This is a genomic window from Halorubrum sp. AD140, from assembly GCF_034497445.1.
Lineage (GTDB): Archaea > Halobacteriota > Halobacteria > Halobacteriales > Haloferacaceae > Halorubrum.
In genome coordinates this window covers 34,361-48,751 of record NZ_JAXRUU010000007.1, presented here as the reverse complement: position 1 = coordinate 48,751, position 14,391 = coordinate 34,361, and the positions used below count along the sequence as shown (strand labels likewise).

General features: G+C 56.1%; 12 protein-coding genes. 11 read left to right on the top strand and 1 reads right to left on the bottom strand.

What is annotated here, in order from left to right; genetic code table 11:
* Positions 1–134: 134 nt before the first annotated feature.
* From U4E84_RS03250 to U4E84_RS03230, 5 genes are all read left to right on the top strand, one after another.
* Positions 135–2,384, top strand: coding sequence for a hypothetical protein (locus tag U4E84_RS03250; protein WP_322530666.1), 2,250 nt, complete (start codon positions 135–137; stop codon positions 2,382–2,384).
* Positions 2,385–2,964: 580 nt separating this feature from the next.
* On the top strand, positions 2,965–3,429 hold the full coding sequence (locus U4E84_RS03245; protein ID WP_322530665.1) for a hypothetical protein: 465 nt from the start codon (positions 2,965–2,967) through the stop codon (positions 3,427–3,429).
* A 223-nt stretch (positions 3,430–3,652) separates the two neighbouring features.
* Positions 3,653–3,985 carry an SWIM zinc finger family protein gene (locus U4E84_RS03240; RefSeq protein ID WP_322530664.1) on the top strand — a complete coding sequence of 111 codons (333 nt, stop codon included), beginning with the start codon at positions 3,653–3,655 and terminating at the stop codon, positions 3,983–3,985.
* The gene (locus U4E84_RS03235; protein WP_322530663.1) at positions 3,982–4,371 is read left to right on the top strand and encodes a DUF6166 domain-containing protein; all 390 of its coding nucleotides are present in this window, start codon (positions 3,982–3,984) and stop codon (positions 4,369–4,371) included. The genes U4E84_RS03240 and U4E84_RS03235 overlap by 4 nt, the downstream gene beginning before the upstream one ends.
* Complete coding sequence (locus U4E84_RS03230) at positions 4,361–4,522, top strand: hypothetical protein (protein WP_322530662.1); 162 nt, start codon at positions 4,361–4,363, stop codon at positions 4,520–4,522. The genes U4E84_RS03235 and U4E84_RS03230 overlap by 11 nt, the downstream gene beginning before the upstream one ends.
* Before the next feature lie 291 nt (positions 4,523–4,813).
* Here U4E84_RS03230 and U4E84_RS03225 read toward each other — a convergent pair whose 3' ends face one another.
* Positions 4,814–5,044 carry a helix-turn-helix transcriptional regulator gene (locus tag U4E84_RS03225; RefSeq protein ID WP_322530661.1) on the bottom strand — a complete coding sequence of 77 codons (231 nt, stop codon included), beginning with the start codon at positions 5,042–5,044 and terminating at the stop codon, positions 4,814–4,816.
* A gap of 95 nt (positions 5,045–5,139) precedes the next feature.
* Here U4E84_RS03225 and U4E84_RS03220 point away from each other — a divergent pair, with 95 nt between their 5' ends.
* From U4E84_RS03220 to U4E84_RS03195, 6 genes are all read left to right on the top strand, one after another.
* Complete coding sequence (locus U4E84_RS03220) at positions 5,140–6,282, top strand: hypothetical protein (protein ID WP_322530660.1); 1,143 nt, start codon at positions 5,140–5,142, stop codon at positions 6,280–6,282.
* A gap of 372 nt (positions 6,283–6,654) precedes the next feature.
* Positions 6,655–7,617 carry a DUF4268 domain-containing protein gene (locus U4E84_RS03215; protein ID WP_322530659.1) on the top strand — a complete coding sequence of 321 codons (963 nt, stop codon included), beginning with the start codon at positions 6,655–6,657 and terminating at the stop codon, positions 7,615–7,617.
* 87 nt (positions 7,618–7,704) lie between these two features.
* A complete protein-coding gene (locus tag U4E84_RS03210) occupies positions 7,705–9,267 on the top strand; it encodes a class I SAM-dependent DNA methyltransferase (RefSeq protein ID WP_322530658.1) in 1,563 nt (520 codons plus the stop codon).
* Positions 9,264–10,586 carry a restriction endonuclease subunit S gene (locus tag U4E84_RS03205; RefSeq protein WP_322530657.1) on the top strand — a complete coding sequence of 441 codons (1,323 nt, stop codon included), beginning with the start codon at positions 9,264–9,266 and terminating at the stop codon, positions 10,584–10,586. Before U4E84_RS03210 ends, U4E84_RS03205 begins: the two co-directional genes overlap by 4 nt.
* Positions 10,587–10,589: 3 nt before the next feature.
* A complete protein-coding gene (locus U4E84_RS03200; protein ID WP_322530656.1) occupies positions 10,590–13,550 on the top strand; it encodes a type I restriction endonuclease subunit R in 2,961 nt (986 codons plus the stop codon).
* Positions 13,547–14,290 (top strand): SprT family zinc-dependent metalloprotease, encoded by a 744-nt coding sequence (locus tag U4E84_RS03195; RefSeq protein ID WP_322530655.1) that lies wholly within the window; start codon positions 13,547–13,549, stop codon positions 14,288–14,290. Before U4E84_RS03200 ends, U4E84_RS03195 begins: the two co-directional genes overlap by 4 nt.
* Positions 14,291–14,391: the final 101 nt, after the last annotated feature.

The window sequence follows — 14,391 nt, the reverse complement described above, 5'->3', positions numbered from 1 at the left end:
CCGTTCCACGGGTCTTTGCCCGTTTTGGACTTCGTGATCAGACAGTATGAAAGTTGTTATGCCACAAGTCCAATCCGGTCGCTCGTCCCCGTTGTTCCTCCCTTAGACGGTAAGCTAAGACAACGAAAGTATTGATGAGTGACCCAGAGACTCAGCATCAGCCCCAGAGTCAGTCGCCCCGCGCTACTGTAACTGGAGGCAACCTTAGGGAAAAAAGAGCGGTCAGCCCCAGAGAGCTACAGCGCACCGTCACAACAGAGGCTGAAGAGCTGTGGAAGCAGAATGAGCAGCTATTGTATTGGGCGCTTGAACAGAGACAGAATACGCTTGTACAGACGGTTCCTGGCGGCGGAAAGTCCCACTTCAAGGAGGTTATTGTTCCACAGCTGGCCGCAGGAACGGAGAATCGATTTGTACTCGCCACGACGGAGTATCGAAACCGTCAGGAGACATGTCGGCAAGTGCTTGAAACACTTGTCGACCAAGATCTGGTTGACGATGTTAATGTAGTCTATATCCCGGCACCGCGGGAGTGCTATGGGAATATACCTCAGCTCCAACCGTCTCAAGACGGGGGATGGAAAGTCACTACTCCTGATGATGATGAGACCGTATGTCAAACGTTCACGAAGAGAAATGGTGAGTATGTCGAGCCCGTTGCGGGAGAGATAGACGAAATCGTCCAGCGTGGCACGACAACGGGTGCGGTTCACAAGGCGGCTTCCAGCGATTGGGAACAGGTGTTTACTCTGCGCAACCCCAACTACGAAGACTCGCCACTCGTCTGTCAGCGACGGGGGATGGAGAAAGGGTACGACCCTGCTGACCCTCGTAGCGAACCAGCCTGTCGTCATCGTCGAATAATGAAACGGCGTTTACAAGAGATCGAAAATGGCGATGCCGATATTGTCATTTGCGGTGCTTCGCTTCTATACCAAGAAGATGTTGTCAGAGATGCAATCGTAATCGCAGACGAAGATGTCTCAAGTGAACTGGTTCGGAAGTATCCAGAAAGCTACCTTGAAAACGCCGTCGAGAACTATCTCACAGGTATCGAGCCAGGACCAAACACGTATCGTAGCTCTGTTCGCGCAGATGAGGAAGACCGTCAGAAGACGATTTCGTACATCTGCGAGAACCACGGACATCAATTTGACATCGATGACGAGGACGACCGAGAACCATTAGTGAACCGCCAGGCCCCCGTGAAATCGGAGATGTATCACTATGAGCGTGCAGAAGCACCACTACTAACTCTCGGATGGTTGGCTGGGGAGGAGACCGACGAAACAGAGCATCTTGTCTACGAATCAGAGAATCATCCATATACGGTCACCTTCGACCTGGAGCGCAACGACACCAATAACAACCACAAGATGGTTGCGATGACGAATCCGCCGTCAGCCCTCCAATACGCGAAGCAGGTTATCGCACTCGACGCGACCGGTTCCGAAGTATGGTGGGAACGCCTTACCGGAGTTGAGTTCGAATCGGTGAGTCCAAATCCGAGGGACGAGCGTGGCAAGGTTGTTTCCGAGGCGTTCAACATCGAGTTCCGCTCGCTGACTGAGAAGATGGTAGCACTCAGCCGACCTAACAACCTGTCAGCGCGTCAGTTTCTCGCTATCCTCCAAGCTATCGTGAATCATCATGACGCCGATGAGGTGAGTGTTGTCACCTCAAAAGCGATGCGACGCAAGGTCAAAAACAGCGAGTACGTCGACGACATCATGGAGTTAGCCTATGCTGATGAACTCCTGTATTTCGGCGGCTTACGGAGTGAGAGAACTTTCGAGGACAGCCGTCTTCACGTCGTAATCGGAGCTCCCCACCCCGGTGACGACGCGGTTCGACAGCGGATGGCTCTTCTCGACTACGATGATAGAATCGTCCAGAACAACTACTCGGTACGTGGCGAAGACCGGTACAAGGGTAATGCCCGCACTGTCTTGAACGACATCGTCCACAGTGAAGTGTACCAAGCCGCTCGGCGTGCAGCACGGAGCAACGCCCATGATGACACTGCGTACGTGTATCTCTACACGCGAATGTTCGATGAAGCTTTCATAAACGCGGATGACTCGTATCGCATCGACATCCTCGGTCAGGGTGAGCATCGGGACGGTGGAACTGAGGCGATCTTCACCGCACTGGATTCCGCCGATAAGCCCCTTGAAATGGCTGAAGTCGTCAGTCGTGTAAATCGCCGACTGAAAGACGGCGAGTCGTTGAGTAAGAACCGGATTCGAGAGAAGCTACAGGAGATGACTGAACTGTATAATGTCGAGGAACAAGAGTGGATTGGCCGGCGCAAGAGGTGGTGGTTAGAGACCGCGCCACGGCACGGTACGTTAGTCGCGAGAGAAAAACGTGAGAGGTCATAAGTGTTTCAGCAAACACGATAACGCCATATAGATATATTATGGAGAAGTCGTGTTCACCAAAGATATTATATAGTAGTTTTTGAGCAGATAGAAACTTCACCGCGATCATGCCAACAGCTGCGGTTAGAGAGCTTCTATGACCTTTTTACCGTTAGTTTCTGCTGCTAAAGTTGTAACTTTATCTATTCATCCCCTACTATTACTCAAGGGAATCCTATCTGAGGAGCCACGGCTTCGGGCAACGATTCCGGAGTAAAGGCCCGGTGTAGGAGCACCGGACTCGGTAGGCTTCCTGATGGAGCAAGAAGCCAATGTCGAATACGGACTCAAGAGTGGAAACGCTGTCGAACAGACACCCGGATGCGGAACAGGTTGGCCCGCATCTGGTGATTGACAAAACGGACTGGGTACCGGGTCAGCATCCCGACCCACATCGAGGACATCCAGAGCAGACGGGGTACCTTGAACACTTCTACCGGTGTACGCTGTGCGGCATAGAAGTCCTCCAGAAACGTGACCTTCCGGAGACGTGTGAGGAGGTGAGCCGGTAATGCGGATTCTGGATTGTAATGTGGATTGGATGGAAGACGTTGGCAACGACCCTCGACTACAGGTTGTCGTCGACGATATCCCGTCCCGAGACGAACTACGGTTCGAGCACGAGGACAGTATCTACTGCGGCATCAAGGACGGTTTCGCGTCCTACTACGCGTGGAGCGGAGACGGCAACGACGGCGGATTTTCGGGCCGGTGCTTCGAGATTACGACCATCGACGACGAGCAGGTGACGCTCAAGGGGCCGTGGAGTTCGCGGGCCGGGTGCGTCAACCAGCGGTCATTCGGTCCCGTCGTCGACGTCCGAATCGCGACGGATTCCTCGGCACTGGAGCGTGGCTACACGTTCAGGACGGGGTCGTTGACTCTCGAAGCTGCGAAACAGGCCATCGACCTCGTGGACGAGCCGTGTCACTTGGAGCGACAGCTCAAGTACTCGAACGACGAACCGGTATGGGTCCCTGTCCTTGACAAAGGGGGTAAGGCGTGATGACGAATTGTCGGGAACTCGGGTGTAACCGGGAGGCCACCCACACCGTCATCGTCAACGCGCCGGTTCGGGGATATGCCGAAGACCCCGCGTGTCAGGAGCACGCCGAGAAAGCGCGTGGTCGGGTTTACGTTCGAGACGTGCGCCAGCGGGGGGGTGAGGCCTGATGTCCTCGGTTCAGCCTGACATCGAACCACGCACCATTCGGGCCGCGACAGAGCACATGACTGTCATTGAGGAAGCCCAGTCGCTGTTCTCGGTCACGACGCAGAGTGGTTCCGAGTATACCGTTGACCTCCGCGAGCCAGCCTGTACGTGCCCCGATTTTGAACACCGTAGCGAGCAACTGGGCGAGCAGGGATGTAAGCACATACGTCGCGTCCGCATTGAGGTCGGACAAGTTGACGTCGACGCACTCGAAGAATCGCTCAGCGAGCAGGCCGACGACATCCAGCGGGATGCCGAGGAACTGAAGCAGGTCGCCGATGAGTTAGGTGAGACAGCCACTGAACTCGAAGACGCCGTGGCCCGGCTTCGGGAGGTAGCGGAACGATGAGTCAAGGGGTTGACCCCCAGGGTTCGAGTGGAGAAGACACCCCTCCGCAACCCGATGAGACGGAGGAAACGGTATACAGGGCACATCGTGACCCTACAGCCCCGGTGGGGAATCAGATTGAGGTCGCTGTCGACGGCGAGCCGATGGACTACCGATACGACCTACTCTCGGCCAGCCCGTCAGGATTCGAGTGGGGATACGGTGGGTCAGGGCCAGCACAGCTCTCCGTCGCACTCCTTGCGCACGCTCTCAACGACGAGGTGGCTGTCACCTACTACCAGCAGTTCAAGCGAGAGGTCGTTTCGCAACTCCCAGAACGAGGGTGGGAACTGACTGCTGACGACGTCCGGCGCTGGCACGCAGAGGTGACGGGTAATGCTCGGTAAGTACTTCGCCCTGATGCGCTGGTGGGTTCGGAAATGGTATCCCGTGTTCCGGTGGTTCGGGCGAGTTACTGACCAAGAAGAGTATGTCGAGCGAGCTATCGCCGTGACTGAGGATAACTTCGAGCGGATCCTGGAAGGTGATGACGAATGAGCCGTCCTGGCCCGGCGGCCGCGCTCAATGGTGTCGGTACAGGACATATCTGTGACCGCTGTAACAAGCGGATTCAGGATGGGGACCGCGCAGGTCTCTACGCCACGTGGTACGACGAAGGTGGATGGACGCCCAGGAGGACGTGGTGTCTCGACTGCTGTCCCGAAGAGGTCGACCCCACCACCGACGATGCTGACGAGGTGATACTACTCGGGGTATTCTTCGCGCACCGATTGGTGTCGATGACGGTTCAAGACCGGAGTCGCCCCGCCCCGCAGTAGTCCCTCTCCGTTATTCGCCGAGCGCGTCAAGCAACTGCTCACCATTCTCAGTCAGACAGTAGTACTTCGTATCGTCCTCAACCCGATCAACCTCAATCATACCGGCCTCGCGAAGTTCCTTGAGATGGACATAGACAGTTCCGCGATTAAGTCCCAGTTCATCTTGGAGCTCATACCCGTAACTGGGGGACTCGCGGAGGGTTAGGAGGATGTCGAGTTTCGCATCTCCAATCAGACTCACAGACGAAGGTGCGGAATCGTAGCGTATCAACGCCGTATTGGTAGAATCCAAGACACTTGGAAAAATCCAATACAGTCGGATACATCGCAGTCGATATGCGCGTCTTCGATTTCGCCTCCGATACTGAGCCTCCTGATACAGCAGAGCTGGAACGTCGTTCTGTTGAGAGCGAGTGGCAACTCGAATCATGGTTACTCGCCAATCCCGAGGTGATCCTTGACGAGCGGCTCCTCATCTTTGGGCGACAGTACGGTCTCGACTCTGGATTCCCAGACCTGCTTGCGCTTGACCGGTGGGGGAACGTCGTTGTCATCGAAATCAAGAAGGGACAGAGTGGAACCGGAAGCGCCAGTGAGGGGAGTATTCTCTCCCAACCGCAGGAGTACGCGCAGTCCCTCAGCGGCTACGGGTACAACAAGTTAGACGCTATCTACGACGAGCTAAAGACGAAAGTTTGGGACGGGGAATGGAACCTTGGTGATGCGGGCGTCATCGAGGAATCACTCGCGAAGGCCCACAAGACAGCGTTCGGGATCGAGGTCGACGAGTCCGCGTATAATCAACACCAGCGGATGGTAATCCTCGCGGAACAGATCACGCGACAGACCGAGTCGAACGCTCGTTATCTTCTCGAACAAGGGCTCAACGTACAGTGTGTAGCCGTCCAGTGGTTCGCCCAATCGGGAGGCGATGACCGTTCACTCGCCGAGGACTACGCCGTGTTAGGGTCATCCACCGTCGTCGACTACCCGCGGTCACGGGTACAGCCCGAGGACGACACCGTCGATTACTCCGACTTGCTCGTTCGTGTCCGTGACCACGCGTATCCTCAGCTGAAGGACGAGCTACGGTTGGAAGACCGCACGGACATCGCCAGCCGTTCGACGAAGCGGACGATTTTCTTCGGGTCGAATCACCCTGATCACCCGAAGCCGCTAAAGTACACGATGGACCCGCAAATCGAGGAAGAGGGGTTCGTCCACTACAAACTGGATCTCTGGCAACCGGACTCCGAGCAAGACACTGTACTTCGGGAGTTCTTACGAGACCAGACTGAGCAGTTAGAGGGCTACTCACTGACCGCGAACCACGCGACGGGGATGTCCGTCGTGGAGAGAAAACTCGAAGTCGGTGTCGGTGATGTCGAGATAGTCTCGCTGGCCCAAGAGCTGGTAGACCTGGTGAGTATCGTTCACTCCGCGGCGGTCGATGAGTTCCACGACCACGAAGCGTTCTGAGTTGCGGACGGCGACGACGGCCGACCCGAGAGGGTGAACCGGTCGGGGTGGTTGGTTGGGCTGTAGGACGGGTAGAAAGACACTGGGCGGCATCACGCCGTCACGGTGCGCTCCAGGTGGGATTGCGCACGGTCGGGCTGTCCGGCGTCAGGGCAACCGCGTCAGTCGGATCAGAGGTCGTGCGCCGGCCATCGGTTGGCCGTAACCGCCTTTTTCAGGACGTGTATGTACGTGCGCGCCCATATGTACGTGCGAACCTTCGGGGCTCAGAACCGGGTTACTATTTCGTCGCGACAATGCCAACAGAAACGGTAGACTCGATAACGGCCGGTACGGGTAACGACTTTCATACTCGCCTTTGTAGGTGGCACTATGGCAACGTTCGAGGGACCAGATTTTCAGGAACTTCAGCCCCAGGATGTAAGGGAATACTGGGAACACGAGGCTCACGAGTTCACTCCGTGGTTAGCTGATCAGGTACGAGCCGAGGATGCCTCTCACTTAGAGGACGTACTGGGCCTCGATCTGGAGGTTATTGAGACGGAGAAGAGCGTCGGGAAGTACAGTGTCGACATCTTAGCTGAAGTCGTTGAGGATGGACGTCGAGTCGTCATCGAGAATCAACTGAATCCATCTGATCACGATCACCTCGGGAAGTGTATCGCGTATGCCGCCGGGATCGACGCAGACATCATCGTTTGGCTGTCACCGCAGTTTAACGACGAACACAAGGACGCGTTCAACTGGCTGAATAAGAATAGTCGAGAGGGTATCGACCTCTTCGCCATCCGGTTAGAGGTTTGGAAGATTGGTGAATCACCACCAGCAGTTCGACTAAACCCGGTTGAGGATCCTTCCGAGTGGAAGGCGAAGGCGAAGCGTTCCGAGAGCGAAATATCCGACACGAGGAAGCTACAGGAGGAGTATTGGACGCAGTTTCGAGACCTAATCACTGAGCGTGATACTCCACTACGGGCGCGGAAGCCAAAACCACAACACTGGTACAATAATCCCATCGGCCGGTCTGGGTTTAATCTCCAGTTCACCGTAAACACCGTCGAAAACAACCTCTACTGTCAGCTCATCATTAAGGACGATTCAGAGGCGTACCAGGCGTTAGAAGAACAGCGTGACGAGATTGAAGTAGAAATGGCTGACGAGATCATCTGGAGCCCACCCGAAGAAGCCCAGCGCGATAGCAACCGCGCAAAGATCACGCTCCGCCGACCAGGCACACTTTCGCGTCAAGAGGAATGGGACGAGTACCACGAGTGGATGATCGACCGAGGAGAACGGTTCCACGATGTCTTCTACGATCGGATCCAACAGCTGTGAACTAACCTCTAAATCTCACTACAACGGAGTCCATGTGCCGATCGTCGGGACGTTGGTATTATTATGTACGGAGCCAACCCCTGAGTTATGGCTGAAAACGACCAGGCAACGCTACCTGGTACGGAACCGGATCTACTCACACTTCCTACCCTCGAAAAACATCTGTGGGCGGCGGCGGACAAACTTCGGGGAAGCATCGACTCGGCGGACTACAAGAACTACATCTTCGGGCTGCTGTTCCTCAAGCGGGCGAACGATCGCTTCGAGGAGGAGACTGAAGAGGTCGCTGAGGAGCTCGGAATCCCGATTGAGACCGCCAGAGACGACCGGGACCTCCATGAGGAGTTCTGGATCCCAGAACGCGCTCGATGGGATCACATCAAGGCTCAAGAGACAGACGTCGGCGCGGCGTTGAACAAGGCGCTTGCAGCGGTCGAAGACGAGAACGACCCTATCGCCGATCGCGTGCTCACCACAGTCGACTTCAACGACAAAGAGCGATTACCCGACTCACTGCTCTCCGATCTCGTCTCGCACTTCTCGAAGCACCGCTACCGGAACGAGGATCTCAAAGACCCCGACATCTTTGGCCGAGCCTACGAGTACCTGATTCGTGAGTTCGCAGACGACGCCGGCAAGAAGGGCGGTGAGTTCTATACACCCCGAGAGGTCGTTCGCCTCATCGTCAAGTGCGTGAATCCGGAGCCGGGTCACCGAGTTTACGATCCCTGTTGTGGCTCCGGTGGGATGCTCATCTACTCCGCCGAACACATCCGTGAGCAGGGCGGCGACATGACGGACATCTCGCTGTACGGCCAAGAGAAGAACCTGAACACATGGGCGATCGGCCAGATGAACGTCCTGCTCCACGAGCTGTACGACGCCAAGATCGAGAAGGGCGATACCATCACTGAGCCTAAGCGCGTCACGAAACACGACGAGCTGGAGGTGTTCGATCGAGTCATCGCGAACCCGATGTGGAACCAGAAGGAGTGGAACAAGGACTGGGTTGAGGACAACGAACCGTACAACCGCTTCCCGTACGGTCTTCCGCCGTCGAACCGTGGCGACTGGGCGTGGATTCAGCTTATGATTGCCTCGCTCAACGAGACCGGAAAGGCGGGCGTTGTGATGGACAACGGCGTGCTGTTCCGTTCGCGATCTGAGAAGAAGATCCGCAAGCCGATCCTGGAAGACGATCTCGTCGAGGCCGTGATTGCGCTCCCGGAGAACCTGTTCTACAACACCTCATCACCGGGCTGTATACTCATTCTGAACAAGGACAAGCCCGAGGAACGCGAGGGCAAGGTTCAGTTCATCTATGCCGAGGATCAGACGCTTCGAGAGTCGGGCGTGCAGATGTTTGAAGAGCTTTCGAACCAAAACCAGTTGACCGACGAGGGCGTCGAGTACCTTGCCGAGACGTTCCTGACTGGACGCGAGGAGGATCACCACAGTCGGTTGGTCGATCTGGAGGAGATCGAGGAGAACGACTGGAATCTGAACGTACCACGATACGTCGACACGACCGAACCCGAGGAACCGATCGACGTGAGTGCGAAGTTAGAGGAGTTGGACCGGCTGACCGAGGAACGCCAGAAGAGTGGTGAGGAACTACAGCAGTACATGGAGGAGTTAGAGTACCGATGAGCGAGGCGATTGAGCGTCCCGAACATAGAGAGGGATACAAAGAGGTCCAAATCGGTCCAAAAACACAGCACATCCCCGAAGATTGGGAGGTAATCCGTCTCGACAACGATGAATATGTCCAGAGAACTATGGGTGGTACTCCGGACACCAGCGTCGACGAATACTGGGGCGGAGATATTCCTTGGATGCGTTCCGGTGACATCCATCAACGGTACATCACCGATGTCGAGGGGCGAATCACTGAAGAGGGAAAAAGTGCATCGCGAGCAGAAGTTATACCAGAACATTCAGTCCTCATCGGACTAAATGGACAGGGAAAAACGAAGGGAACCGTCGCAACAAACGAAATCCAACTTACTGCGAACCAGTCTGTAGGTGCATACATAGTTAATCATGAGCAGCTCGACTACCGCTATCTATACTTCTCTCTGGACGCGAAATATCCCCGCCTTCGCGCTCTTGCAGGAGGAGGACGCTCAGGACTAAACCTAACTCTACTTGGACAGGTCAAAATACCCTATCCGCCGCTTCCCGAACAGCGCCGCATAGCCGACATCCTCTCGACGGTTGACGAGCAGATTCAGCAGACAGACGAGATTATCGAGATGACAAAAGACCTAAAACACGGCCTCCGACAAGACCTTGTTTTTGGTAAGGGCTTTGCAGATGATTACAAATCCGTTCGATTGGGGGCAAGAAATGTCGAAATACCGTCCGGCTGGGAGGTAGAAACCTTCTCTGACGTCGCTGCAGTCGAAAAAGGAAATACTCCAAAGACGAGCAATCCCGACTACTACGGTGGGGACAACGTGTGGGTAACACCAGACGATCTGTCAAATATGTATGACCGAGGAGAAAAGTACATTTCAGATTCAAGGAGGAAGATCACGGACGCTGGCCTTCAGAGCACATCAGTGAATATCGTGCCCTCACCGTCCGTAATGTTCACCAGCAGGTCCTATGGTATTGGGAAAACCGCGATTTGTACAGTCCCCGCAGCAACAAATCAGGGGATTATCGCCTTCCATCCAAGTGAACAGATTGGCGTTGAATATCTCTACTACTACCTCAATCAAATAATGGATTATATCATTGCTATTAGTGGTGTCAGCAACTTTCCGGAAGTAAGTCTAACTGACATACGGAATCTCCACGTACCGGTGCCATCGAAAGACGACCAGGAGCGCATCGAGTCCGTCCTGCAGTTGGTTGACGAAAGATTGGTGAAAGAACAAGATACCAAACGACGCCTTCAAGAGCTGAAACGCGGCCTCATGCAGGACCTGCTCACTGGAAAAGTTCGCGTCAACGCAGACTGACCCATGCCCAACGAGTACGCCGAGTCCGAAAGACCCGCTCTCGACGCACTCCAGCAACTCGGGTGGGAGATCGTTGATCAGCAACGATCCACCTGGATCGATCCCCGGGAGACGGAGTCCTCGGCTGTACTCGAACCCCGCCTGCGCAACGCAGTCGAGCGACTGAATCCCTGGCTTAACGAGAACAATCTGAACAAGGCTGTCCGCGAAATAACACAGGTAGCAGGGACGAGCACGATGGACGAAAACGAGCAGATCCACGAAAAGCTCGTCCGACACATCTCCGTCAAGCAAGACCGCGGCCACGGCAAGCAGCACCATACAGTCCAGTACATCGACTACGAGAACCCAGAGAACAACGACTTCTTCGCGCTCAACCAGTTCCGGGTCGCGGGGCCGGTCGAGGTCGTCAAGCCCGACGTGGTGCTGTTCGTCAACGGCATCCCGCTGGGCGTCGTCGAGTGCAAGAGCCCGCAGATACCCGAGCCGCGTTCGGAGGCGCTCGATCAGCTCACCCGCTACCAGAACAAACGGGACGGTGAGGCGGAGGGCGCAGAGGAGCTGTTCCGGTACAACCAGTTCTCGGTCGCTGTCTGGATGGAGGGCGCAGTAATGGGGACGTACGGAACACCGAAAGATCAGTACAAGCCCTGGCGGGACACCTACCCGCTGGAGGACGACGAACTGATCGAGCTATTCGATCTCGACGGCTACCTCCCGGATCAGTACCGGATGCTGTACGCACTGTTCGAGCCCTCACGCCTACTCGACCAGTTACGGCACTTTACGGTGTTCGAGAACCGACAGAGCGGCGCAATCAAGATGGTCGCTCGGTATCAGCAGTACCGAGCTGTTCGGAAGGCGCTCGAACGGATCGACAAGCGCGGACGGCGCGAGGCACAGGGCGGTGTCGTCTGGCACACCCAGGGCTCGGGCAAGTCGCTCACGATGCTGTTTCTCGCGCTGAAGCTGCGCCGGAACGAGGACGACCCGACACTCCTGTTAGTCACTGATCGACGGGCACTCAACGACCAGATCCATGCGACGTTCGAACGCTGTGGCTTCCCGAACCCGAAGAAAGCCGAGAGCATCGAGGATCTCCGCGATCGGCTTTCGTACGACGCGGGCGAGACGATTACGACGCTGATTCACAAGTTCCAGACCACGGACGACGAAGAGGACTTCCCGGTGCTCTCCCGGAACGAGAACGTCTACGTGATGGCCGACGAGGCCCACCGGACGCAGGACAAGGAGCTCGCGAACAATATGCGGACGGCGCTCCCGAACGCCTTTTACGTCGGGTTCACCGGGACGCCCATCGAGAAAGACGAGCGCAATACCCGCCGGACGTTCGGGAACTACATCGACACGTACACAATCGATCAGTCGCTGGAGGACGGCGCGACGGTCGAGATTCTGTACCAGGGCCGTCTCGCAGACATCCATCTCGAAGGCGAGACGCTTGACCGCCTGTTCGATCGCATCTTTTCGGACAAGACGGACGAAGAAAAGGCGGAGATCCAGAAGCGATACGCCCGCACGCAAGACCTCGCTGAGGCCCAGCCTCGAATCGACCGGGTCGCACTGGACATCATCGAACACTACGAGAACGACGTGCCTGAGCCGTTCAAGGGCATGGTCGTCACCACAAGCAAGGAAGCGGCGATCCGGTACAAAGAGACCCTCGACAACCTGAACGGCCCGGAGTCACGAGTCATTGTCTCCGAAGGGCATAACGACCCTGAACACATCAAGAAGTGGACGCCAAGCGACTCCGAGAAGAGCCAGTACAAAGAGTCGTTCGTCGATCCGAACGGCGAGGTTGAGTTGCTCATCGTCTGCGATATGCTCCTAACTGGGTTCGACGCGCCGGTGGCCCAGGTGATGTATCTCGACAAGCCGCTGCGGGAGCACAGCCTGCTGCAGGCGATCGCTCGCGTGAATCGGCCGTTCGAGGAGAAGACCCACGGCCTTATCATCGACTACTACGGCGTCTCGGACGAGTTGAAGGAGGCGCTGGCGATGTTCAGCTCGAAGGACGTCGAGCGGGCGATGGTGCCGGTCGAGGACAAACAACCTGATCTTGAGGCGGCCCACAGCAAGGCGGTCTCGTTTTTCCACGATCTCGATGACGTCGAACAGTGTGTTCAGTCGCTCGAACCAGACGACCGCCGAATCGAGTTCAAGAACGCGTTTAAGCGGTTCTCGCGACTGATGGACGTTGTCCTCCCAGATCCCATGGCGAACCCCTACCGGGAGGATCTTGAGCGTCTCAGCACGATCTATGGAAAGGCGAAGGAACGGTACCGCGATGAAACGATGAACCTCGAAGGGGCCGGGGCAAAGGTCCGCAAGTTGATCCAGGATCACATCACGTCGCGGGGGATCGAGGTCCTGAATGACGAGCCCGTCTCGATCATGGATGAGGTCGAGTACGACGCGAAGCTTGAAGACTTAGAAAGCGACGAAGCTCGGGCGAGTGAGATGCAAAATGCAATCAAGCACGAGCTCAACGTCCGGTTCGACGAAGATCCAGTGCAGTACGGTTCTCTCAGAGATCGGCTCGAAGAGCTCATTGAGAAGTACCGGGAAGGGCGATACAACGAGCGTGAGACCATCGAGGAGCTTCGGGCACTGATGGACGAGATTCGCTCCCGCGACACGCAGGCGCGGAACAAAGGGCTCCGGGACGAGACCGACCTTTCGTTTTACCACGCCGTTGAAGACGTACTGGGCGAGCACGATGCTGGTGAGGAAGACCTCATCGAGCTCACCGCGGATTTGGTTGGAACCGTTGAGGCGTTCGTGACGAAGGTAGAATGGAAGGAGAAGACGCAGTTGCAGAACCGGATGCGGAAGGAAGTGACGGGTGAGTTGTATCGCTCTGAGATCGACATCTCGGCTGATGAACGCAAAGAGCTGACCAACCGCGTCATCGAACTGGCCCGGAATCACTACCAATGAGTGAACGTCTACAGCGCCGACACCATATCGGCCAGACTGTCGTTCCCTACACAATCGATTGGTCTGAAAACCGGGAGACGATGGGACTGTCGATTGATTCGTCCTTGGAGCTGACCGTTACGGCCCCGATGACTGCGACTATAGCGGAAGTGGAAGAGGTACTTGAGTCTCGCCAGGAGTGGCTACTCGAGAAGCTCTACGGGCTCAAAGAGCAAGAAGGCCCGCCGTATCCGAAGGAGTACATGACCGGGGAGAAACTCCAGTACAGGGGACGACAGTATCCGTTAGAGGTCGTTGAGGCGGATGTTCCCGAGCCGAAGTTATCGTTCGACGAGCAGACGTTTACCCTACAGGTTCACCGCTTCGATGGAGACGTAGACGACGTGAGCGTTCGTCGAAAGCACCAAGCAGTCGTCGACTGGTTTATTCAGCGTGCGGAGGAAGAGCTCCCGGCTCGGGTGTCGCGTTTTGACTCCCGGTTAGGACTTGACGACGTACCAGTATGGGTCGGAGAGATCGATGGTCGGTGGGGTGAATACGACAGCGGTACCGTTCGCCTTAACTGGCGGTTGATCCGGGCCCCTGTCCGAATCCAAGATTACGTCATCGCTCATGAGTTGGCCCATTCAGTACACAATGAGCACTCTGATGCGTTCTGGAACACGGTTGGTGCTCTCATCCCGGACTACGAGGATCGCCGTGAATGGCTCCGGGTAAACGGAAACTCTCTGACCATCTGATTACTGCTCACTCAACTCCCGGCGAGAGAGTGATGATTCCGACACTGCGCGGCTCGTGCCAACAGCCGCTGAGGAAAACGCTACGCCGGCCAGAGCGCCGT

Bases quoted from the DNA above. Each gene is read 5' to 3' on its own strand.
- U4E84_RS03250 (WP_322530666.1), top strand. From the start codon at position 135: ATGAGTGACCCAGAGACTCAGCATCAGCCCCAGAGTCAGTCGCCCCGC.
- U4E84_RS03245 (WP_322530665.1), top strand. From the start codon at position 2,965: ATGGAAGACGTTGGCAACGACCCTCGACTACAGGTTGTCGTCGACGAT.
- U4E84_RS03240 (WP_322530664.1), top strand. From the start codon at position 3,653: ATGACTGTCATTGAGGAAGCCCAGTCGCTGTTCTCGGTCACGACGCAG.
- U4E84_RS03235 (WP_322530663.1), top strand. From the start codon at position 3,982: ATGAGTCAAGGGGTTGACCCCCAGGGTTCGAGTGGAGAAGACACCCCT.
- U4E84_RS03230 (WP_322530662.1), top strand. From the start codon at position 4,361: ATGCTCGGTAAGTACTTCGCCCTGATGCGCTGGTGGGTTCGGAAATGG.
- U4E84_RS03220 (WP_322530660.1), top strand. From the start codon at position 5,140: ATGCGCGTCTTCGATTTCGCCTCCGATACTGAGCCTCCTGATACAGCA.
- U4E84_RS03215 (WP_322530659.1), top strand. From the start codon at position 6,655: ATGGCAACGTTCGAGGGACCAGATTTTCAGGAACTTCAGCCCCAGGAT.
- U4E84_RS03210 (WP_322530658.1), top strand. From the start codon at position 7,705: ATGGCTGAAAACGACCAGGCAACGCTACCTGGTACGGAACCGGATCTA.
- U4E84_RS03205 (WP_322530657.1), top strand. From the start codon at position 9,264: ATGAGCGAGGCGATTGAGCGTCCCGAACATAGAGAGGGATACAAAGAG.
- U4E84_RS03200 (WP_322530656.1), top strand. From the start codon at position 10,590: ATGCCCAACGAGTACGCCGAGTCCGAAAGACCCGCTCTCGACGCACTC.
- U4E84_RS03195 (WP_322530655.1), top strand. From the start codon at position 13,547: ATGAGTGAACGTCTACAGCGCCGACACCATATCGGCCAGACTGTCGTT.